Origin of the sequence: Nocardia carnea (assembly GCF_029868325.1) — a bacterium.
GTDB lineage: Bacteria > Actinomycetota > Actinomycetes > Mycobacteriales > Mycobacteriaceae > Nocardia > Nocardia carnea_C.
Window position 1 is genome coordinate 1 of the sequence record NZ_JARWNW010000140.1, and the last position, 21,313, is coordinate 21,313.

A 21,313-nucleotide genomic window follows, 5' to 3' on the forward strand; every position below is an offset into this window, starting at 1 on the left:
GTCCCGATGTGAGCGGCTCACACAGCAAAGAGCCGGACCCCGCTGACGGGCGGGGTCCGGCTCGTCGGTTCTCGGTAGCCGGGTAGCCGGACCTACCCGGCCGCGGCCGCGAAGCCCGCGCGCAGATCGGCGAGGATATCGTCGATTCCCTCGATCCCGACGGCGAGCCGCACCAGACCCGGTGTGACCCCGGAGCTCAGCTGCTCCTCGGGCGTCAGCTGCGAATGCGTGGTGGAGGCCGGGTGGATGACCAGCGAGCGCACATCGCCGATATTGGCGACATGGCTGTGCAGGGTGAGCGCGTCGACGAACTTCTTGCCCGCGTCCACCCCACCGGCGAGCTCGAATCCGACCACCGCGCCGGTGCCCTTCGGAGCGAGCTGCTTACCGCGCTCGTACCACGGGGAGGAGGGCAGGCCCGCAAAGAACACCGAAGTGACCTCCGGACGTTCGGTCAGGAATTCGGCGACCACCTGGGCATTCTGCACATGCCTTTCCATCCGCAGGCTCAGCGTCTCCAGGCCCTGGCTGATCAGGAAGGCATTGAACGGGGCGATCGCGGTGCCCAGGTCGCGCAGCAGCTGGACCCGCGCCTTGAGTGCGAACGCCGGAGCGCCGAGATCGGCGAACACCGCCCCGTGGTAGCTCGGGTCCGGTTCGGTGAAACCGGGGAAGCGGGGCCCGTCGTCGCCGCGGACCGTCCAGTCGAAAGTGCCGCCGTCGACGATCACGCCGGCGATCGCGGCGCCGTGCCCACCCAGGTATTTCGTCGCCGAATGGACCACGATATCGGCGCCGTGTGCGAGGGGCTGAATCAGATAGGGCGTGGCGACGGTGTTGTCGACGATGAGCGGGAGACCGGCATTGTGCGCGACCTCCGCGACGCCCGGGATATCGAAGATATGGTTCTGCGGGTTCGACACCGTCTCCCCGTAGAAGGCCTTCGTGTTCGGGCGGATCGCGGCGCGCCACTGGTCCAGGTCGTCGGGTTCGTCGACGAAGGACACCTCGATACCGAGCTTGCGCAGGGTGTAGTGGAACAGGTTGTAGGTGCCGCCGTAGAGCCGCGGACTGGAGACGATGTGATCACCGGCGCCCGCCAGGTTCAGGATCGCCAGCGTTTCGGCGGCCTGCCCGGAGGACAACAGCAATGCGGCCACCCCGCCCTCGAGTGCCGCGATCCGCTGCTCCACCGCATCCTGGGTCGGGTTCATGATGCGGGTGTAGATATTGCCGGGTTCGGCCAGACCGAACAACGCCGCGGCGTGCGCGGTATCGCGGAAGGTGTAGGACGTGGTCTGGTAGATCGGCAGCGCGCGTGCGCTGGTGGTGTCGTCCGGGATCTGCCCGACGTGGATCTGCTTGGTCTCGAAGCTCCAGCCGTCGGCAGGATTCGGCGGCGGGGTGGAATCGGTCATCGCGATGTCCTTCTGTCTGGGTCGGGAACGATCAAGCGTACTTTCCGGCTGCCTCGGCCGGGTTGCGCCGCTGCGGCCCGCCGAGGTTATGGGCGGTCCGCCTGCCGGGGGAAGGGTTTGGTTCGGGGCGATCCCAACTATGCCCCTTCTGTCCGGCCGGCGAGCCTGACTCCGCCGAGGGATGGGGCGCTCCGGGTGGTCGCACTCGCCGATTCGTCAGACAAAAAGCTGATTCTGTCTTATTGTTACGACATGACTGGCAAGACGTATCAGGACGAGGCGAATTTCGAGTTGCGCTCGGGGGAGACATGGCGGTCGCCGTGGGCGATGTACGCCGCGTTGCGGGAGCACGATCCGGTGCACCGGGTGGTCCCGCCGAAACAGCCGGACGACGACTATTGGGTGCTGACCCGGCACGAGCACGTGTACGCAGCAGCGCGCGATGTCGCCACCTTCTCCTCCGGCCAGGGGCTGACCGTGGAGTACGGCGAACTGGAGAAGATCAACCTCACCGCCAACCCGCCGATGGTGATGCAGGATCCACCCGAACACACCGAATTCCGCAAACTGGTGGCCGCGGGCTTCACGCCGCGGCAGGTGGCGGAGGTGGAACCCGTGGTCCGCGGGTTCGTCCGGCAGCGGCTGGACCGGCTGGCCGAGCAGGGCGGCGGCGATATCGTGACCGACCTGTTCAAACCCCTGCCCACCATGGTGGTCGCCTACTACCTGGGTGTTCCGGAAGAGGACCGGCCGCTGTTCGACGGCTGGACCGATGCCGTCGTCGCGGCGAGTACCCAGCGCACCGAAGACGCACAGGCGGCGTCGATGCAGATGCTGGGCTATTTCGCCGAACTGATCAAACGGCGGCGCACCGACCCGGGCGACGATACCGTTTCGCTGCTGGTGCAGGCGGGGATGGCGGCCGACGATACCGATGTGGACGGGCTGGTGCAGATCCTGGCCTACACCTGGACCATGGTCTCCGGCGGAAACGACACCACCACCGGGCTCCTGGGCGGTGCCGTGCAACTGTTGCAGCAGCATCCCGAGCAGCGGGCGGCGCTCGCCGCCGACCCCGAACAGATCCGGCCGGCGATCGAGGAATTCGCCCGGCTCACCTCTCCGGTGCAGGGGCTGGCCCGCACCACGACGCGGGATGTGGAACTGAACGGCCGGACCATCCCGGAGGGCCGTAAGGTGCTGCTGGTGTACGGCTCGGCGAACCGCGACGAACAGGCCTTCGGCGCCGACGCAGCGGAACTGGATATCGAACGCAACCCGCAGCGCATCATGACCTTCGGCCACGGCCCCCATCACTGCCTCGGCGCGGCCGCCGCCCGGATGCAGGCGCGGGTGGCGCTGGAGGAACTGCTCGACCGTTTCCCGGAGTACCAGGTGGACATCGACGCCGTCACCTACGCTCCCGGACCGTATGTCCGGCGCCCTACCAGCGTTCCGTTCCGGTGCGCGGCATGAACGAGCCGGGCTCGGCGCGGCAGAATGCCGGTATGCGGGGCGGCGTATGAGTGGTGACTGGCTCGCCGGTGGGCGCAGCGAACTGGCGGCGGAGCGAATTCTGGGTGCTGTCCGGGCTCTGGTCATCGACAAAGGCGCCGGAACCGTCGGTATGGCCGAGATCGCCGAGGCCGCAGGGTGTTCGCGTGCCACGCTCTACCGGTACTTCGACAGCCGGCAGTCGTTGTACGTGGCCTTCGCCGGGCGTGAGGCGACGCAGCTGATCGAACGGGTCTGGCGGGACCAGCAATTGGACGGCCCCGACCGGGCCGACCGGCTCCTGGACGGAATCATCGCCACCCTCGCCGAAACCCGGAAGACTCCCCATCTGGCGGTCTGGTTCGAACCGGCGAATGCGGGGATCGTGGCGCGGTTATCGGATTCGTCGGCGGTGATCGACGCCCTCGTCACCGCCTTCGTCGCCCGGTTCCGGCCCGATCTGCCGCCCGCCGCGGCGCAGCGGCTGGGCCGGTGGGCGGTGCGGATCATGGTGTCGCTGCTGACCCTGCCGCCCGCGGACGAGGGCGAGGAACGCGCGCTGCTGAGCGATTTCCTGCTGCCGTTCCTGCTGGATTCGCGGCTGCCGATCGGCTGAAACCGGATCAGACGAGTTCGACTTCACCGGCCAGCCAGCGGTCGCCGACCCGGTCCATGGTCATGATGATGCGGTTACGGTCGAGCCGCGGCTGCGGTGTGGTGGTGTTGGTGATCTCGGCGTCGACGAACAGCATGACCACCACCCGGTCCTCGGACGCGGACTGCACGCTCGCCGCGACAACTCGGCCTTTGCTCACCGACTGCGCCTGTGCCAGGAGCGGTTTGAGCTGTTCGGCGGACCGGGTGTACATACTCTTGAACTCGCCGGTCGCGCCGTCGGCGATGGCCGCGAAGTCCGCGTCCATTCCGGCCGTATCGATACTGGTCAGTGCGACCGCGTACTGCTGGGCCGCGGCCAGGGCGGCGGTGGCCGCGCGATCGGTATCGCGGCGGTCCTTCCACTCCCAGCCGAGGACGCCGGCCAGGCCGGTGGCGGCGATCAGCAACACGGCCAGGACGCCGACGAACAGGCGAGCAGGCCGGCCGGCTCTGGCCCGGCCTGTCTCCTTCGCGGCTGCGGTGGTGGCGTCCGGTCCCGGTGTCTCGGTGTCCGGATCTGGTGTGGGTTCCTCGGGTGATGTCACTGATCGCTCCTCAGCTGGGCGGCACATAGGTGGGCGTATACGGCCCGCCGTAGGGGGTCGGAATGGTGAGTGGCCCGGTCGGGGTGGGGTCCGCGGTGTCGAGGGGGTGGGCTCCCGGCGGCACCACCGGTAGCGGGCTCACTCCGGGCGGGCGCGGGGCATTGCGGGCGCCGCGGGGCAGCAGGGCGGGGTCCGGGTCGGTGCAGTCGGAATACAGGTACGGTTCCGGATAATCGGGGACAGGGCCGGGAGCGCGGGGGACGTGGTAATCGCATTGATAGCGCGGGTAGATACTGGCCAGCGCCCAGATCTTCCCGTCGTGGAAGGCGGTGGCCATGGCGTCGAGGGCGGAGCCGGTGCGCTGTTTCGGGAAGAAGAATTCCTCGAAGGCCGGTACTCGCGGGTTCGCTATCTGCGCGACGGTGGTGAGTTCGCCGAGCAACTGCACCATGGCCGGCCCGTTCCGCGCCATCAAAGTATCGATCGCTGCCAAGGTTTCGGGTGTGCGGGTGACGAGGTGCTCGAATCCACCCGTCATGGCGGCGATCCCGCCCATGGTCGTGGACAGGCCGGCGACGGTATCGCGGAGGCCGGGCGCGGTTTCGGCGATCGTGCCGAGAACGGTCCGGCTGTTGCGCAGCAGACTCACCGTCTGCGGCAGAACCCCGTCCAAGGTGGAGATCATGAAGAATCCGCCGTCGATGAGCGTGGCCAGTTTCTCGGGTCCCGCCTCGCCGGCGCCCAGTTCGTCGGAGATGGTCTGGAGCTGATCGGGATCGACCTGCGCGAGGAGACCGGACAGGCCTTCCAGCATGGTGGACAGTGGAACCGGGCTCGAGGTCCGGTCCTGGGTCACCACCGCGCCCGGCTGGAGATAGGGTCCGCCGTCGGTGTCCGGCAGGAAGTCCAGGTACTGCTCGCCGGCGGCCGACAGGGCGGCCGTGCGCACCCGCCCGGTCGCCGGGATCCGGATCCGTTCATCGATGGCGGCGACCGCCACGACCTTGCCGCCGGCCACCTCGACCGAGTCGACCTCCCCGATCCGTACCCCGCGCAACGTGACATCCTGCCCCGGCAGCAACCCACCGGATTCGCGCAGCTCCACCCGGATCGTGTACTGCGCGGCGAACGGATTGATATCGAGCGCGCCGAACAGTAGATAACCGCTACCGATCAGCAGCACGAGCAGCAAGCCCAGCAGGGACGTGGTAGTGCGGTACCGCCGGACCCGGTCGACCGTACCGACGAGGATCCGGGCCGGCCGTTCGGCCACGGCGCCGCGGGCGCTCACCGCGGGGGCCCGTTCAGTCGTCCGCCGAGCCGCCCCAGCATGTACTGCAGCGATCCGGCGAAGGCGGTCCAGTCGGTGGCGTCCGGCAGCCGCGCACCCGGATCACCCGGGAAGTTGGGGTCGGGTACGGCGCCCAGCGCCAGTTGTGCCACATCGATATCGGCATGTGCCGACGACCCGTTGGTCACCTTGAGCACGATCGACAGAATGTCGTTGAGGGTGCCCAGATCGGCTTCCGGATTCAGTGCCGCGGCATTGAGACCCGCGGCCAGCCCGTTGATATCGGCGACCATACTGCCTTGGTTGGTGCCCTGGATCGAGGGGAATCGGGCCAGTTGCACGGTGATGGCGTGCACCCGGTCGACGAGGGCGATGATCGAATCGGTTTCCGCGCCGAGGACCTGTGTGGCCGGTTGCGCCGCGGCGACGGCGTCGCCGAGGGCGGTGTGCTGATTGCCCAGCGTCGTGCTCAGCGCCGCGGCGGTGGTGAGTATCGCGTCGATCTGCCCGGAGCGCGCGGTCAGCGTTTCCAGGAGTCGCCGTGTCCGGTCCAGGACGGCGGCCACCCGGTCGCCGCGGCCGTCGAGATGTTCACCGAGCGCCTGGGCGATTTCGGTGAGGTTTTTGATCGCACCCCCGTTCACCAGCAGCGACGACCGGCTCAGCACCTCTTCGATCGTCGCTGCGGCGGAGGTGGATTCGATCGGTATGGTGGCGCCGTCACGGAGCAGCCCGCCGTCCGGCGGCGACTGTGGTGCGGCGAGTGCGACATACACATCGCCCATGGGGGTCGCCGAACGCAGTTCGGCGGTGGTCCCGGCCGGAAGCTGCACCTCCGGCCGGATCCGCATGGTGACCACGGCGGTGTAATCGCGTGCCACCATCGATTCGACCAGGCCGATATCGGCGCCGTTGAACCGTACCTTCGCCTTCGCCGGCAGATTGAGCGCATTGGCGAATGTCGCGGTGAGCGACCAGGAGTCGCCGGGTACACCGGGAGCGGGTAACGGTAGTTCGTCGAGGCTCGCCGAACAGCCGGTGGCCGTGCATACCGCGACCGCGGCCGCCGCGAGGAAGCTGGTGACTCTGCCCGGGATCATCGTGGCTGTCCCTCCGCCAAGGCCTGCAGTATTGCGGTGAGGCCGAAATCGGGTCCCATATCGCGCATGGTTCCGGTATCGCAGCCGAGTTCGGTGAGGTGCAGCAGATTGCACACCTCCTTCACCATTTGGCCGTCGAGCAGGAATTTGTTCAGATCGAAGGTCACGCGCAGGGCGCCGGCGTTCTGGTCGATGGCGTTGTAGGCGTTATCGACGACCAATGGGAAGACGTCGAGAAATTCACCGATATTCACGTGATAGTCCGCCAGTGCGCGGGAGATGGTGTTCGTATTGCCCGCGAGGGCGCCGAGTGCGCCCTGGTTCTGCTGCAGTAGTTCGGTGACCGTGGTGATGATCCGGTTCAGTCGCGTGCCGGTATCACCGGAGCCGAGGCCCTGCGCGGTGAGGAAATCGCTGAGCTGGTGGACGCCGGCGCCGAATTCGCGCAGCGTCGTATCGTTACGGGCGGCGACGGCGACCAGTGCGTCGAGGTTGGTGACCACCGCGGTGACCGCCTCGCGGGTGGCAGTGCCCTGGTCGCTGCCGAGTTGCAGTGCCCGGGACAGTTCGCCGAGCGCGGTGCGCATCTGCTCGCCGTGGCCGGCGGTGACGCCGGTGCCGAGGTCGAGCAGATCACCGACCGGGCCGTTTCCCGTGCCGTCGCCGCCGAGCGAGTTCGCGAGTTTCTGCACCATCGCGAACAGGCTGTCGAATTCGACGGGGACCCGGGTGCGGCCGGGACCCAGCACGGCCTCGCGGGGTAGTTCGGGACCGCCACGGTACACCGGGCTCAGTTCGATCCGGCGGTCGGTGAGCACGGAATCCGAGATCGCCACCGCCATGACCTCGGCGGGCAGCCGGACCGCGCCGTCGACCCGGAGTTCGATATCCACCCCGGTACCGCCCGGCCGGATCTCGGTGATCTCGCCGACCCGCATCCCCAGCACCGATACCGCGTTCCCGGTGTAGAGGCCGTTGGCGTTGGCGAATCGGGCGGTGATGGTGGTGTCGGGTGTCCGGAGGCCGGGGGCGCTCGCACAGCCGCTGAACCCCACACCCAGCACGATGAGCGCGAGGACGATCCGGCGGGCCAGTCGTTTCATCGGCAGTCCTCGTAGTACGGGGCCTTACCCAGTTGGACGGCGCGCCCGCTGAGGGCACACATGAAGGAATCGATGAACGCGCCGTCGGGGGCGTTGGCCGACAGTTCCATTCCGGTACCGGTGGCATTGGCCCACAACCGCCAGGGCACCGGCAGGATCTGGAGGATATTGCGCAGCAGGGCGTCGTTATCGGCGATCAGCCCGGTCATCGCGCGCAGATCGTCGAGCAGTGCCTGGATTTTGCCGCGTTCGGTGACGACGATCGGTTCCAGTTCCCGCACCAGGGTCGTGGTCGCCTCGAGGAGCCGGCGCAGGGCCGCCTGGCGGGCGGTGATCTGCTGGAGCACGGTGCGGCCCCGCTCGATCAACGCCCCGAGATCGGCCTGCTGGTCGCGCAATACGGTGGTGACCTGTTCGGTGCTCTGCAGCAGCGCGCCGATCTGGTCGCGGCGCTGGGCGACGACACCGGCCACGGTTTCGATATTCCGCAGCGCCTGCGGCACCAGCGGGGGAAGCCCCCGCAACTCCTGTGCGAGTGTGGTCATCGACGTCGCGATCTGATCGGCGTCGACCCCGGCGAACGTGGTGGTCGCGTCCTGCAGGGCGGTTTCCAGATCGTAGGGAACGCTCGTCTGCGACAGCGGGATCAGCCGGTCGGGTAGATCGCCGGTTCCGGCGGACCGCAACTCGACATACCGCGAACCCAGCAGGGTGGTGAGTTTGATCGCGGCCCGGGTATCGGCGCCCAGCCGGACACCGGGTTCGATCTTCATCGTGACCGATACGTGGGCACCGTCGAGGCGGGTAGCGGTGACCGTGCCGACCGGGACCCCGGCATAGGTCACCGAATCGCCGGCTTCGATCCCCGCGGCCTGCTGGAAATGCGCGCGATAGGTGGTTTTCCCCAGATGCAGGGAATTGACGAATACCGTCACCAGCAACACCGCCGCCACCAGCGCGACCGTCACGATCCCCAGGCGCAGGGGTCGCGACGGGCGGTCCGCCGTATCGCCCCGCCGCCGCGCGGATACCCGATTCCGTAGTGCCGCGGTGTATCCGCGGGCCTTGTGCAGTATCGAAGGCATAGGTCCTCACCTGCAGATCGCCGAATGTTCGACCCGGCCGCTGGGCGAGGCGAGCGCGAGTATCTGGGCAATGAGCGGATCGAAACCGGGCACCATGCTGAACCCGATATCGCAGACGTAGGCATTGATATAGGCGCCCTTGTCGACGATCCGCGCGAGCGCCTTCAGCATCAGCGGCAAGTTGGCCCCCAGATAGGCGAACTTCGGTTTGTTGTCCAGGAAATGCCGCGCGAAACCCGGTTCGCGGGTGACGAAATGGGCCAGCGCCGGTGCCGCGCCGCCCACCACCTGCGCCGCGCGGTCCAGGACGACGGCGATATCGGTGGTCTGCGACAGCAGGGTGTCGCGCCGGGCGTGCAGACTGTCGAAGATCGTGCGGGTCTGCGTGATCGTGGTCTGCAATTCGCCGCTGTGCTCGGCCAGATCGGTGAGGACCCGGCCGAGATTGTCGATGATCGTTGCGAGTACCTGATCCGGGCCCGCGAACGATTCCACGAGCGCACTGGTTTCGGTGATCAGCGCGAGCAGGGCCCCGTCCTCACCTTGCAGCGCCCTGATCAGCGCGGCGGTGATCTTGTCGATATCGCCTGGATCGAGCATGCTGAACAGCGGCTGGAAACCGTTGAGCAGGCCGGAGATATCGAAGGACGGTTCGGTGTGCTCGACCGGGATCACCGCCCCGGGCTCCAGCGGTTCGGGACTGCCGAAATCGTCGGGTGCCAGCCCGAGATACCGCTGGCCGATCAGGTTCTGGTACGTGACGGTCGCGAGGGTGTTGCCGTAGAGGGGTTGCTCCCGGGTGACCTCGAAACCGACCCGGGCGTGCGTCCCGTCGACGGCGATCGAATCGACGCGCCCCACCTTCACCCCCGCCATCCGCACATCGTCACCGGCGCGCAGACCCGAGACATCGGTGAACACCGCCTCGTAGGAATGGGTCTCCTCGGCGACGCCCCGTTGCAGGGTGAGGTACACCATCCACGTCAGCGTCATGGCGATGACCAGGAAGAGTGACAGTCCGATCAGGGGTTTGCGGTAGCTCATCGCGGACCCTCCGCGGTATCCGGTACAACTGTGACTTCGTTGCCGCGCACCAGCGGCCCCAGCAGCAGCGTCGACAGATCGTCGGCTTCGCTGCCCAGTACGGTAGTGACCTTGTCGCGTTCGCCCTGCCCCCCGACCGCCCCGGCGCCCGAATCCGTGCTCGCGGGTGTGAACCCGCCGGGAATCACCGGCGCCGGCCCGGCCGGTCCCGTCGTACAGCTGGGACCGGCCAGGTGTCCGTAACGGGGGCAGTCGGCGCGCGTGTACTGCTTGTGCGGGGTGAGTTCGACGATGACCGCGGCGGCGGCACTCTGCGATTCGGGTTTCCAGATCTCGGCCCCGAACTTCCGCGACAGACGCGCCTGCGAAGTGGTCATCTGCACGAAGTTCTGACTGCCGCGGGCCAGCACATCCAGGACCGGCGCCATCTTGCCGGTGATATCGGTGAGGGTGCCGGTGTGGTTGCTCAGGGCGGTACCGGCGCTCGATGCGGTGACCAGCCCACCGGACAGCAGGGCGGCGAGGCGGCCCTGCTGCTGGGCGACCACACGCATCGGCCCGACGGTATGGTGCACCGCCTGCAGCAGATCCGGCGCCGACGACTGTAAACCGGCCAGTGCCCGGGCGAGCGTATCGATCGTCGAGGGGCCCTGACCGGGGCCGGCGAATTCGTCGAGCGCCCGGGCGATCCGCTCCAGCTGCGCACCTGCCTGCACCATCTCCGCGCCGCGCCCGCTGGTCGCGCGCTGGACCGTGGCCAGGATCCCGACCGTGGGGTCGGTGGGGGAGCGGCCGGCAGCCTCGGCGATCCGGCTCAAAGCCGTCAGCGACGTCTGCAACTGGACGGTCGCCAGGCTGTGGTCCTGCGGTATCTCCGTATCGGCGCGCAATGCGGGAGCGGGCCCGTTGTCCACCAATTGGATGGATGGCACCGCGAACACATTGCTGGGGACGACGCGGGCCGTGACCGTAACGGGGATACCACGCGCCTGCTCCGGCCACAATTCGATCCCGACGCGGTTCGGCGCGCCGCCGGCCCCCGGCGCGACCTCGGTGACGATCCCGACGAGAACACCGCGGTATTTCACATCCGATTTCACCGGAAGACCGTCACCGATATCGGTCATCAATGCGGTCACCGGGACGGTGGATTCGAAAGCCCCTTGCGAACGGGCGATTCCGGCGGCGACCAGCGCGGTGGCGACCAGCGCGAACCCGATCCCGCGCACCAGCAGTTTCCAGTCCGGCAGGTTCCGGTCGTCTGCTTCGAAAGCACTCGGCATCTCAGGCCCCCTACCCGCTGATCCGGGAACCGGAGTCGAAACCCCACAGCGCCAGGGTCAGCAGCAGATTCACCGAGATCATCACCGTGATACTGGCCCGCATGGCCCGGCCGGCTGCCACGCCCACGCCCTGCGGACCGCCGGCCGCGTAGTAGCCGTAGTAGCACTGCACCGTGGTGGTGATGACCACGAAGGCCAGCGCTTTGAGCAGCGAATACAGCACATCGGTACCGCCGAGCACCAGGTTGAAGTAGTGCTCGTAGGTGCCGAACGATTCGCCCCCGGCGACCCAGACGAAGAATTCCACCGCCAGATAGTCGGCCGCCAGCGCGGCGACATACAGAGGCACCACGGCGATCATCGACGCGAGTAGCCGGGTGGACACCAGATACGGGATCGGCCGGATCGCCACGGCGTGCAGGGCATCGATCTCCTCGGCGATCCGCATCGCGCCGAGCTGGGCGGTGAACCGGCAACCCGCCTGCGCGGCGAAGGCGATGGAAGCCATGATCGGCGCCAGTTCGCGGGTGGCGGCGGTCGCGGCGATCATGCCCGTGGCGGGCTCCATCCCGAGTAATTTCAAGGCACTGTGGCCTTCGATCCCCACGATGGCGCCCGCGGCGGCTCCCAGCACGATGATGACGCCGGCAGACCCGCCGCCGACGACCAGTGATCCGTTGCCCCAGGTGACATCCGACAGGATCCGCATCGATTCGCGGTTGTAATGGCGCAGGGCCACCGGGATCGAGACGATCGCCCGCACGAAGAACGTGATCATATGGCCGAGCGTGATGAACAGGCGGCCGCAGTGCCGGACCAGTGCGATCGGTCGCGCGGTCCCGGGGAAGTGGTAGGTCGCGGCCATCAGAGTGTCGTCCTCGGGAAGAGAATCGTGTACATCTCCGTGAATCCGACATTGACGACCATCAGGAAGATGATCGAGGCGACCACTGTCGCGTTCACGGAATCGGCCACGCCGCCGGGACCGCCACGTGTACTCAGGCCTTTCTCGCAGGCGATCACCGTGACGATCACACCGAAGACGACCGCCTTCACCATCGCCAGATACAGGTCGCTCGCGGTGGCGAAGGACGAGAACGTGGCCATGAAACTGCCCGGAGTCCCCGCCTGCACATAGACGTTGAACAGGTATCCGGCCAGGAAGCCGATGAAGCAGCTCAACCCGGTGAGCGCGGCGGCGACGACGATCCCGGCGGCCAGCCGCGGCACCACCAGCCGGCGCAGCACCGAAACGCCCATGACCTCCATGGCATCGATCTCGTCGCGGATAGTGCGTGCACCGAGGTCCGCGCAGATCGCCGAACCCACCGCCGCGGCCATCAGGATCGCGGTGACCATCGGCGCCGACTGCCGGATCACGGCCAGGCCGCTGGCGGCACCGGCCAGTGAGGTCGCGCCGACCTGCCCGGCGAGCAAACCGAATTGGATGGACAGGGTGGCGCTGATGGGGAGCGCCACCGCGACGGTCGGCAGCCAGGACGTGCGGACCATGAACGCGGCCTGGTGGACGAATTCGCCCACCGGGAAGCGGCCGGTGGCCAGATCGGCGAACAGGTAGCGCAGTGCTTGCCGGCCCATGAGGACCTGGCGTCCGAGAGTGGCCAGGGCGGCGACGGGATGGCGCTGTAGATACCCGCGAAACCATGCGGTGATCCGGTCGGTCGCTACCGGTGTGTTGTCGTCGAGGGTTGGTCCGATGCTCATGAAGACCTCCGCCCACCCGCTGGGTAGTGAGCCTGTGCTCAGCGGCGTTGGAGGCAGATTAACGGATCCGGAATGGCCGTGCTAGCCGAACGGCTAGAAAAAATTCTGCGCCCGGAATCGACCCGGCGGTGCGTGCGCTGTGTGGTAACGGGCTGTCTCTCAGCGGAAATCGCCGGTCGGGGGTCGGCAAATTCCGGTCCGCCGGTTTACTCTCGATCTGGCCGTTCGGCTAGGCGTTGGGCTGCGGTGCCTTCGCGACGTTCACCGTCGTGATGTTCTTCGTCCTGCGGCCACCCTCCGGCGGCAGGCGGCGACGGGCGGTTCGCGATAAGAGTTCGGCAACCCGTATTCGACCGGGGAGCTGGTGCAGATTCGCAGCTCGATACCACAAAACCCGCTGGGAAGAAGGTCGGGTTCGCCCTCGCGATCTTCTACGACCGCAACGACATCTTCCCCAAATGGCTGGGTTACGTGACTGTTTGGCAGACCGTCACGGAAATCCTGGCCACGCCGGTGTTCATCTCCATGGCGGGACCGTTCGCCTGGAACGGGTCGATCAGTTTCTGGATGGGCACGGTCGTCTTCGGATTCTGGTTGATGTGCGTCATCACATTCCTGCGGAAAGCCGGGCAGCTTCAGCCCGCCGGCGAACCGCCGCTGCCCTGACGGTACCCGGCGCGCCCACCACCGAGCACCGCGAAGGAGGTTCGCGATGACCGATACCGACCGGACCCTCGACACCGCCCGCGAGGAATCGGGTGAGCCGCAATCGGCCGGCGCCGAACGACTCCCATTACCCGGCGACGGGCATATGTGGGTGATGGTGCTCGGTGATCTGCTGATCTTCGGCGCCTATTTCGTGATCTTCATGGTGCACCGCGCGATGGCACCGCAGGAATTCCTGGCCGCCCCAACAGCATCTGAACCTCGACCTCGCAACAGTGAATACCATTGTTCTGCTGACCAGTTCGTGGTTCGTTGCGGTTCAGTCCGGCAGATCCAGCATCCGCTGGGTCAGGTGGATCAGGGTCGCACGCAGGGTGTCGTCGTCGATATCGGTGACCAGCGGGTTGATCACCGAGCCGCCGATCGCCGCGGAGAGCACGGCCGCCGAGACCCGGGTGAGCGTATCGTCGCCGTGCCGTTCATCGAGTAGCACCGAGTACAGGCGGCCCAGGAACTGCCGGAACGGTTCGTGCTGACTGAGGATCCGGGTGATCACCGGATCGTTGGTCAGCGTGCTCACCCAGCGCCGGCGCGATACCGCGAGATCGATGACCTGATCGAGCAGCACCTTGCGGGCCCGGGCCAGATCCGGTTCGGCCTCGGCGGCGAGCAGCCCGTCCTCCAGGATGGCCAGCTCGTTCGCGGTGACCGCGACGACGATCTCCTCTTTGGTCTTGAATTGGTAGTACACCGCGGCTTTGGTGACACCGACCGCGTCGGCGATCATCTGCAGCGAAGTTCCGCTCACCCCGTGCACGCCGATCAGGTCGAGCGCGGCCGCCATCGTCCGGCGCTGCGCCGCGGTCCAGGGGATACTGCTGAATGGCCGCTGCGGCGGACTGTCGGCGAGCATGGAGCCAGGTTATCCGACCCGGCCCGATACGAGCTCCGGTGTCGGTGGCCTACGGTAGCTTGACGCCATGAGCGCGCTTTCCGGTCTCGATTTCCCACTGCTGCTTGCCGATTTCCAGGGCGAGTTCCTCGCCTCGATCCCCGACGCCGATCCGGCGGCCACCGTTCCGGCGTGCGGCGACTGGACGGTCCGCGAACTCGTGGAGCATCTCGCGTTCGTCCATCATTGGGCGGCGGCCAGTGCGCGCGCCCAGAAGGCGACCCGGTTGGGGGAGGGCCCGTTCGACCTCGCCGGCCATTACGCCACCTGTGCCACGGAACTGCGTGAAACCCTCGCCGAACTGGATCCGGCGGCGACCGCCCGGGTCCTGGCGTATCCGGAGCCGATGGGCGAAGGCCCGGTATCGTTCTGGCATCGCCGGCAGGTCCACGAAACGCTCGTACACGCCCACGATCTGCGGGCCGCGATCGCGGGTAAGGCCGCACTCGGCCTGATGCGAGCCGTGCCGGAAGTCTGGGCGGACACCGTGGACGAGGTGGTCACGGTCTTCTACCCCCGCCAGGTGGGGATCGGCCGGACCCAACCGCTGGGGGCCCCGTTCGGCCTGGTGGCCACCGATCTCGACCCTGCCCCCGGCTGGGTGCTCGGCGGTGACGGCAAGGATATCGACGAGGTACCGCTGCGGGTCGCGGGCACCGCCGAGGGATTGGCGCTCCTGCTGTGGGGCCGGGTCACCCTGGACGAGGCGGAACTGACGGTCGACGGTAGCCGTGCCGAGCTCGAAGCGCTGCTGCGGGAACCGATCGTTCCCTGAGACAGCCGCTCCGGCCGGAGACGATCGCCGCCGATCCGCCCTGTAGGCACGCAGACAGCTGCGCTCGCCCGGTTATCGGATAATCCGGTGCGCGGCGGCGGGCGTCGAACAGCGCAGTCCGGTGTGATCGGTACCCCGACATTGATCATGTCCCGTCGCAGACGCAGCTCGGTGCGCTCACGGTCCGGGATTCGCGAGGCGATACGCCGGGTGCATTCCGGGGGCTCATATCGCTGGTTCTGACGCACATATGAGCCCGCGTCCACAGAGCAGGTTACGCCAATTCCGCGAGGGTGCGGGACCACTCGTCCAGCCGTCTGGGATCGATAGGTGCGTCCGGTGGCAGCTCGGCGGCGAGGACCTGGTGACCCAGCCGGCGGATCCGCTGATGGCGGGTCCAATGCGTGCGAGTCCACTCGGGTTCGTTGTGGGCGGCGTCGATGGCGCCCAGTGTCGAACCCATCAGTTCGAACTCGAGTTCCCGCCGCACCTCGGGTAATGCGGTGCGCTCGGACGGGGGCAGCGCCATGAGCCGCAGCAGCCGGTCGAGGGCTTCCAGTACCCGTTGATCGATGCGCAACAGCACCCGCCGGTGCGCGCGGCGGTCGATCGACCACAGCACCGCCAGGCCGATCAGCACACCGATGGCGCTTTCGAGCAACCGATCACGGACCACCGGAAACATATCGCCGTACTGTCCGCCGCCACCCATCAACAGCGCCAGCGGAGTGATGAACACGACGGCCAGCCCGTAGTTGCGGGCGACGAGCATTTCGATCGCGAATTGCAGCGACATCAGGATCAGCACCAGCAACCAGGCGCGCGGCTCGAGGGCGTACAGGCCCGCGAACAGCACCAATCCCAGTGCGGTGCCACCGATACGGTGCACACCGCGGTAGGTGCCGCGAACCCTGTCGGGCCCCTGATGCAACAGCACCGTGACGGTGACCACCGCCCAATCGGGGCGCCCCAGATCGAGCGCGACGGTCAGCCCGCCGGCCAGCAGCGCGGCGAGCGCGATCCGGTTCGCGGAAACGGCGGCATGGCTGTCCGGGGATACCGACCGCAGCAGCCGGTACCGCAGCGACGGACGCGGTGTCGGGGCGGGCCGGCCGGTGTCGAACAGCAGATCGGAAGCGTTGTCACCGGTGTGATTGCGGTGCAATGCCGTGGCGAAGGCACGCTGGGCCCGCCGGAGCTCGTCGACCGCACCGTTGGCCCCCGGCCCGGTGCGCCGGGCGTCGTCGAGCAGTGCCCATGCCGTTTGCACTTTCATCGCGGTGGCATAGCGGGCCCCCGTGGTATCCGCGGCGGCGGGGTCGAGCGCGGCGTAATCGTCAACCGCCGCGACCGCATCCGTCACCGCCCGCTGTTCGGGCGGATCGGCGCGGGTGAGCACGGCCGACATCCCGACGATCAACGCACTGAGCCCCCCGATGGCAGTCCACAGCGCCACCTCGCCGGGCGGCACCCCGTGTCCGGTGATGAGCGCGCCGACACCCGCTGCGAGAACGAAGAAGAACCCGCCCGGCGGGCCGAGACGTAGCGACGAATTGACGAAGGTGCCCGACACCGCGACCACCGACATCAACCCCACCAGGGCCAATTGCCACCAGTGCGACCCGCCGGCGGCGAGCCGGGTCTGGATGAACTCCCCGGTGAGCCCGCCGGCGAACGCCGCCAGCATCAGCGACAGCGCGGCCGCGCCGATCACGCGCAGCCGGCGCCGGTAGACCTGGCCTTCGCCGAAGATCACCGCCAGGGCACCCATCGCCGCCATCAGACCCTGCTGTTCGTGCCCCAGCGCTACCGCGACCAGGGCCGGCGCCCCGAAGGCCACCGCGGCCCGGACGGCACCGGGGAGCCGGCGGCCGGCGGGCGGTAATCCGAAGAGCACCGATCTGGCCGGTGCGGGAGACGGTATCCTCGGGCCGTCCGGGGTAACCACTCCACCGCCTCCTAGCTGTTGTACCGCCGCGCCGGGCCAGTCCGTGGCTCCGCCTGTCCCGAACCGGCCTGTCGCTCTGCTGAGCCGAACCGGCCGGTCACTTCGCTGTGACGAATCCGTTCACGATCAACCAGTCCCGCGCGACCTCTGCCGGTTCGCGGCCCTCCACATCGACCAGCCGGTTCAGTTCGGTGATCGACTCGTTGGTCAGCAACCGCGATATGGGTGTCATGATCGCGGTGACCTCCGGGTGCGCGTCGGCGAATTCCGATCGCATCACCAGCGCAGCATTGTACTTCGGGAAGAATGCGCGATCATCGGCCAGCAGGACCAGGTCGAGCGCGGGGATCCGGCCGTCGGTGGCCGCGACCGAACCGAACGTGCACTGGCGGGCATCGGCGGTCGCCTGGAAGACGACGGCGTCCTGGACGATCCGTTTGGTCACCCGGCTCTCGTCGATACCGTAGGCGCGGGCCATCCCCGGGTAGCCGTCCTGGCGCACATTGAATTCGGTGCCGACGCAGGTGGCGGCCGCGGCCGGGTCGTCTGCGACGAGTTCGGCGTACTCCGACAGCGACCACACGCCGGTGCTTTCGGCGGTGCGCCGGGCGGTGGCCAGTGCGTAGGTGTTGTTCATCGGCGCCATCGCCGCCCAGGTCATCCCGTGGGCCGCGCGGTCGGCGTCGCGGACGGCCTCGAACTGGCCCTGTTCGTCCGGGACCGGTGTCTCGTTGCCCAGATAGTTGACCCAGCCCGTGCCGGTGTAGTCGTAGGCGATATCGATCTGCCCGCTGAGCTGGGCATCACGCAAACTGTTGGAACCCTGGATATTCGTCAGATCGCGCACCTCGGCACCGGCCGCGACCAGCGCGAATTCGATGATGTAGCCGAGTATCTGCTGTTCGGTGAAATCCTTGGACCCCACCGTGACGGGGACACCCTCGAGTGCGGGCACCGGCCGGATACTGCCGGGCCCCACCCGCAGCGGTACCGCACTACCGGATTGCAGGCCGCAACCGGTGAGCAGTACGACCCCGGCGAGCAACAGAACACACAGCATGCGGAGCCGGCCGGCCCCGCACGAAACCCGGCGCGCGCTCATCACAACCCCCTCGGCTCGAGCATGCGTTCGGCGACGGCGCCCAGCCAATCCACCAGCAGCGCCAGCGCGACCGCCATTACCGCGCCGACGACCAGGGTGACGTTATCGCGCAGTTTGTATCCGGTATCGATGAGAATTCCGAGGCCGCCGGCGCTCACCAGGAACGAGAGGGTCGCGGTGCCCACCGCCAGGACCAGCGAGGTGCGCAGACCGGCCAGGATATACGGGACGGCCAGCGGGAATTCGATGCGCCGCAGTACCGTTGCCGTCGACATCCCCTGTCCGCGCCCGGCATCGATGAGCAGCGGATCCACCTGCTGGTAACCGAGGATGGTGTTGCGCAGCACCGGCAGCAGCGAATAGAACGCGATCGGTGCGACACCGATCCAGAACCCCGTGGTCCTGGTGGCGAGGTAGAACAGCACGATCAACCCGATGGCGGGCGCGGCCGCGCCGATATTGGCGATACCGACGAAGAAGGGTGCGAGCCTTCGGTAACCGGGCCGGGTGAGCAGGGTGCCCAGCGGTACCGCGACGGCGATCACGATCAGCACCACCGTGGCGCTGATGAGCACATGCTGCCAGGTGACGGCGGCGATATTGCCCACGCTCAGGCTGGCCTGCTGGGTGACGGTGAGGTCGCGCCGTAACGCCCAGACCAAAACACCGGCCGTGAGCAGTACCACGAGGACCGGCTGGACGAGCAGCCGCGCGCCTTCGCTCCGTCGCAGCGCCGGGGGCTTTCCGGTATCGGGTGCGAGGTGCGCCGTCATGCCGGTGCTTCCGTCGCCGCCGGCGCTCCACCGTGCTCGGCACGCAGCGCCGACAGGTGGGCGACGAGCGTATCGATGGTGATCAGGCCGGCGTATTCACCGCGCGGCCCGGTGACCACACCGGTGGCGTTGCGGTCGGTGAGCAGTGCCTCCAAACCGTCCTGCAGCGTCGATGCCATGGACAGGGTTTCCCCGAGCGGGGTCCCGGCGTCGCGGACCGCGGGGGCGTGCGCGAGCTGTTCGGCCGAAACCCAGCGCAGCGGGCGGCGGCGGGCGTCCAGGACCAGCGCCCAGTCCGTGTCCGCCACCGCCGCGCGGGCGGTGCCGATCGAATCGTCCTCGGTGACGGTGGGGCAGTCGCCGAGTTCGACATCCCGGATACGGGTCAGGGTCAGCTGTTTCAGGGAGGCGTCGGCGCCGACGAAGCCGGCCACCGTATCGTCGGCAGGATCGGCCAGGATCGCGGCGGGGGTGTCGTACTGCAGGATGCGGGAGCGGTCGCCGAGGACCGCGATCCGGTCACCGAGTTTGACCGCCTCGTTGAAATCGTGGGTGACGAACACGATCGTTTTACCGAGTTCCGCCTGCAGCCGCAGCAGTTCGTCCTGCAGCAGCCCGCGGGTGATCGGGTCGACAGCGCCGAACGGCTCGTCCATCAGCAGTACTGGTGGATCGGCGGCCAGCGCCCGCGCCACCCCGACCCGCTGCTGCTGGCCTCCCGACAGCTGCCGTGGATAACGCCGCCGGTACGTGCCCGGGTCCAGGCCCACCAGCTCCAGCATTTCGTCGGTGCGCGCGGCGATCCGCCGGCGGTCCCAGCCGATGAGGCCCGGCACGGTGGCGATATTGCGGGCGACCGTCATATGGGGGAACAGGCCCGCCTGCTGGATCGAATACCCGATCCCGCGGCGTAACCGGTCCGGATCCATCGTCGCGGCATCACGGCCGTCGATCGTCACCGTGCCGGACGTGGGTTCGATCAGCCGGTTGATCATCCGCATGGTGGTGGTCTTCCCGCAGCCCGAAGGTCCCACCAGGACCACGATCTCACCCGCCGGAATGGTCATCGATACCGCGTCGACGGCCGGATGTGCCTGGCCCGGATAGTGTTTGGTGACAGTGTCGAGCACGATCTCGACACCGGAAACCGCTGATGTGCCGGTGGCGGTAGCAGTATCAGTCACGGATCCCTCTCGGAACGGTGAAACGGCCGACGAGCAGGAAGATCCCGTCGAGCAGTAGGGCGAGTACGACGATGAGCACCGTGCCCGTCAGCGCCTGCGGCACCGCGTTCGGGCTGCCGAGCCGGGCCAGACCCGAAAAGATCAGATTGCCCAGCCCCGGCCCCTTGGCGTAGGCGGCGAGGGCGAGAATGCCCATGATGAGCTGGGTGCTGACCCGCATCCCGGTCAGAATCGACGGCCAGGCCAGCGGAAGTTCCACTGAGGTCAGCACCCGCAACCGGTTCATCCCGACCCCGCGCGCCGCATCGACGACCGCCGGGTCCACCGCCGACAGGCCCACCAGGGTGTTACGCAGAATCGGCAGGAGCGCGTACAGCACCAGGGCGATCACCGTCGGCACGACACCGAGCCCGAAGATCGGGATGAGCAGGCCGAGCAGCGCGAACGACGGCACGGTGAGAATGGTGCCGGCCGCGGCGGTGGCGGCCGCGGAACCGATCGGGCTGCGGTAGACGAGCACACCGATCAGCACCGCGATCGCCGTCGCGATCAACAGTGATTGCAGTACGGCCGAGATGTGCAGATACGAATCCACGAAAAGCTGGTGGCGACGCTCCACCACGAAGGTCCACAACGTGTCCAGGATCAGACCTCCACCTGTCCGGTGCGACCAGGCTGTCGCGGCCTCGCCACGACCGGACCGGGTACCGGCGCGGCGCGTCGCCGGCGAGAGCATACGTGGAACCCGGCTTCTGCGCGCCGCGCACACCGGGTCCGCAGTGAGGGATGCCCATTCGCCACAAGATCGAAACCCGGGCGAGGAATCGCTCGTCGCGGGTTCGGCCCGGCCACCTGTCAGCGGGTGCGCCGTGCGGGCTGACACGAGAGGAACGAACCGGCTCTATCTCATCCGTCCCCGTGGGGGGGGGGGGGGCGGGGCGGGCGGGGGGGCGGCGCTTCCCCCTCCACCCCGCCGGCCCCGCGCCCCCCCCCGACGCGCAGGATGCGATGACCACCATCTACCTCCCCACACTCCCGGCCATACCCCCGGCCACGTGTGCTTCTACCTGGAGGACGCCGACGTGATGTTCACCGGCGACCATATTCTGCAGAAGACGACACCGCATGTCGGCAGTTTCGTCTACCCCCTCGAAGAGCGTGACGCCTT

Annotated in this window: 20 protein-coding genes and 2 pseudogenes; 6 read left to right on the plus strand and 16 right to left on the minus strand. The window is 67.9% G+C overall.

The features are described from left to right. Nucleotides 1-92: 92 nt before the first annotated feature. Nucleotides 93-1,418: a bifunctional o-acetylhomoserine/o-acetylserine sulfhydrylase gene (locus QH196_RS10420; RefSeq protein WP_280415563.1), complete on the minus strand. Its 1,326-nt coding sequence runs from the start codon at nucleotides 1,416-1,418 to the stop codon at nucleotides 93-95. Between the two features lie 252 nt (nucleotides 1,419-1,670). Between QH196_RS10420 and QH196_RS10425 the strand changes: the two genes are divergently transcribed. Next, entirely contained in the window at nucleotides 1,671-2,894 is a 1,224-nt protein-coding gene (locus tag QH196_RS10425; protein WP_280415564.1) for a cytochrome P450, read from the plus strand. A 46-nt stretch (nucleotides 2,895-2,940) separates the two neighbouring features. After that, nucleotides 2,941-3,528, plus strand: coding sequence for a TetR/AcrR family transcriptional regulator (locus QH196_RS10430; protein WP_280415565.1), 588 nt, complete (start codon nucleotides 2,941-2,943; stop codon nucleotides 3,526-3,528). A 7-nt stretch (nucleotides 3,529-3,535) separates the two neighbouring features. Here the strand turns inward: QH196_RS10430 and QH196_RS10435 are convergent, their stop codons facing one another. Genes QH196_RS10435 through QH196_RS10475 form a run of 9 tightly spaced genes read right to left on the minus strand, consistent with a single transcriptional unit; the run spans nucleotide 3,536 to nucleotide 12,745 of the window. Next, nucleotides 3,536-4,114, minus strand: coding sequence for a hypothetical protein (locus QH196_RS10435; protein WP_280415566.1), 579 nt, complete (start codon nucleotides 4,112-4,114; stop codon nucleotides 3,536-3,538). Between the two features lie 10 nt (nucleotides 4,115-4,124). After that, a complete protein-coding gene (locus QH196_RS10440; RefSeq protein WP_280415567.1) occupies nucleotides 4,125-5,405 on the minus strand; it encodes an MCE family protein in 1,281 nt (426 codons plus the stop codon). Further along, nucleotides 5,402-6,505 carry an MlaD family protein gene (locus tag QH196_RS10445; RefSeq protein ID WP_280415568.1) on the minus strand — a complete coding sequence of 368 codons (1,104 nt, stop codon included), beginning with the start codon at nucleotides 6,503-6,505 and terminating at the stop codon, nucleotides 5,402-5,404. Before QH196_RS10445 ends, QH196_RS10440 begins: the two co-directional genes overlap by 4 nt. Beyond that, complete coding sequence (locus QH196_RS10450) at nucleotides 6,502-7,608, minus strand: MCE family protein (RefSeq protein WP_280415569.1); 1,107 nt, start codon at nucleotides 7,606-7,608, stop codon at nucleotides 6,502-6,504. The genes QH196_RS10445 and QH196_RS10450 overlap by 4 nt, the downstream gene beginning before the upstream one ends. Further along, nucleotides 7,605-8,693: an MCE family protein gene (locus QH196_RS10455; protein WP_280415570.1), complete on the minus strand. Its 1,089-nt coding sequence runs from the start codon at nucleotides 8,691-8,693 to the stop codon at nucleotides 7,605-7,607. The genes QH196_RS10450 and QH196_RS10455 overlap by 4 nt, the downstream gene beginning before the upstream one ends. A gap of 6 nt (nucleotides 8,694-8,699) precedes the next feature. Further along, nucleotides 8,700-9,737, minus strand: coding sequence for an MlaD family protein (locus tag QH196_RS10460; RefSeq protein ID WP_280415571.1), 1,038 nt, complete (start codon nucleotides 9,735-9,737; stop codon nucleotides 8,700-8,702). Then, entirely contained in the window at nucleotides 9,734-11,020 is a 1,287-nt protein-coding gene (locus tag QH196_RS10465; RefSeq protein ID WP_280415572.1) for an MlaD family protein, read from the minus strand. The genes QH196_RS10460 and QH196_RS10465 overlap by 4 nt, the downstream gene beginning before the upstream one ends. Nucleotides 11,021-11,030: 10 nt before the next feature. Beyond that, nucleotides 11,031-11,885 carry an ABC transporter permease gene (locus QH196_RS10470; protein ID WP_280415573.1) on the minus strand — a complete coding sequence of 285 codons (855 nt, stop codon included), beginning with the start codon at nucleotides 11,883-11,885 and terminating at the stop codon, nucleotides 11,031-11,033. Then, the gene (locus QH196_RS10475; RefSeq protein ID WP_280415574.1) at nucleotides 11,885-12,745 is read right to left on the minus strand and encodes an MlaE family ABC transporter permease; all 861 of its coding nucleotides are present in this window, start codon (nucleotides 12,743-12,745) and stop codon (nucleotides 11,885-11,887) included. Before QH196_RS10475 ends, QH196_RS10470 begins: the two co-directional genes overlap by 1 nt. 471 nt (nucleotides 12,746-13,216) lie before the next feature. Here QH196_RS10475 and QH196_RS10480 point away from each other — a divergent pair, with 471 nt between their 5' ends. Both QH196_RS10480 and QH196_RS10485 read left to right on the plus strand, forming a co-directional pair. Then, nucleotides 13,217-13,411, plus strand: coding sequence for a hypothetical protein (locus tag QH196_RS10480; RefSeq protein WP_280415575.1), 195 nt, complete (start codon nucleotides 13,217-13,219; stop codon nucleotides 13,409-13,411). Between the two features lie 145 nt (nucleotides 13,412-13,556). Continuing rightward, nucleotides 13,557-13,728: pseudogene (locus QH196_RS10485) on the plus strand (cytochrome c oxidase subunit 3 family protein); the annotation flags it as partial. A 2-nt stretch (nucleotides 13,729-13,730) separates the two neighbouring features. On the opposite strand, the gene QH196_RS10490 reads toward QH196_RS10485, so the two are convergent. Further along, a complete protein-coding gene (locus tag QH196_RS10490; protein WP_280415576.1) occupies nucleotides 13,731-14,324 on the minus strand; it encodes a TetR/AcrR family transcriptional regulator in 594 nt (197 codons plus the stop codon). Nucleotides 14,325-14,391: 67 nt separating this feature from the next. Here QH196_RS10490 and QH196_RS10495 point away from each other — a divergent pair, with 67 nt between their 5' ends. Beyond that, the gene (locus tag QH196_RS10495) at nucleotides 14,392-15,138 is read left to right on the plus strand and encodes a maleylpyruvate isomerase N-terminal domain-containing protein (RefSeq protein WP_280415577.1); all 747 of its coding nucleotides are present in this window, start codon (nucleotides 14,392-14,394) and stop codon (nucleotides 15,136-15,138) included. 274 nt (nucleotides 15,139-15,412) lie between these two features. On the opposite strand, the gene QH196_RS10500 is transcribed toward QH196_RS10495, so the two are convergent. The 5 genes from QH196_RS10500 to QH196_RS10520 all read right to left on the minus strand — a co-directional run bounded on the left by QH196_RS10500 (nucleotide 15,413) and on the right by QH196_RS10520 (nucleotide 20,788). After that, nucleotides 15,413-17,086, minus strand: a complete 1,674-nt coding sequence (locus tag QH196_RS10500; protein ID WP_280415578.1) for an FUSC family protein — start codon at nucleotides 17,084-17,086, stop codon at nucleotides 15,413-15,415. A gap of 97 nt (nucleotides 17,087-17,183) precedes the next feature. After that, on the minus strand, nucleotides 17,184-18,146 hold the full coding sequence (locus QH196_RS10505; RefSeq protein WP_280415582.1) for a glycine betaine ABC transporter substrate-binding protein: 963 nt from the start codon (nucleotides 18,144-18,146) through the stop codon (nucleotides 17,184-17,186). Between the two features lie 41 nt (nucleotides 18,147-18,187). Further along, nucleotides 18,188-18,961, minus strand: coding sequence for an ABC transporter permease (locus QH196_RS10510; protein ID WP_280415579.1), 774 nt, complete (start codon nucleotides 18,959-18,961; stop codon nucleotides 18,188-18,190). Then, nucleotides 18,958-20,145, minus strand: coding sequence for an ABC transporter ATP-binding protein (locus QH196_RS10515; protein WP_280415580.1), 1,188 nt, complete (start codon nucleotides 20,143-20,145; stop codon nucleotides 18,958-18,960). The genes QH196_RS10510 and QH196_RS10515 overlap by 4 nt, the downstream gene beginning before the upstream one ends. Next, nucleotides 20,138-20,788 (minus strand): ABC transporter permease, encoded by a 651-nt coding sequence (locus QH196_RS10520; RefSeq protein WP_280415583.1) that lies wholly within the window; start codon nucleotides 20,786-20,788, stop codon nucleotides 20,138-20,140. The genes QH196_RS10515 and QH196_RS10520 overlap by 8 nt, the downstream gene beginning before the upstream one ends. Nucleotides 20,789-21,110: 322 nt before the next feature. Here QH196_RS10520 and QH196_RS32515 point away from each other — a divergent pair. Further along, nucleotides 21,111-21,313 (plus strand): annotated as a pseudogene (locus tag QH196_RS32515) (MBL fold metallo-hydrolase); the annotation flags it as partial.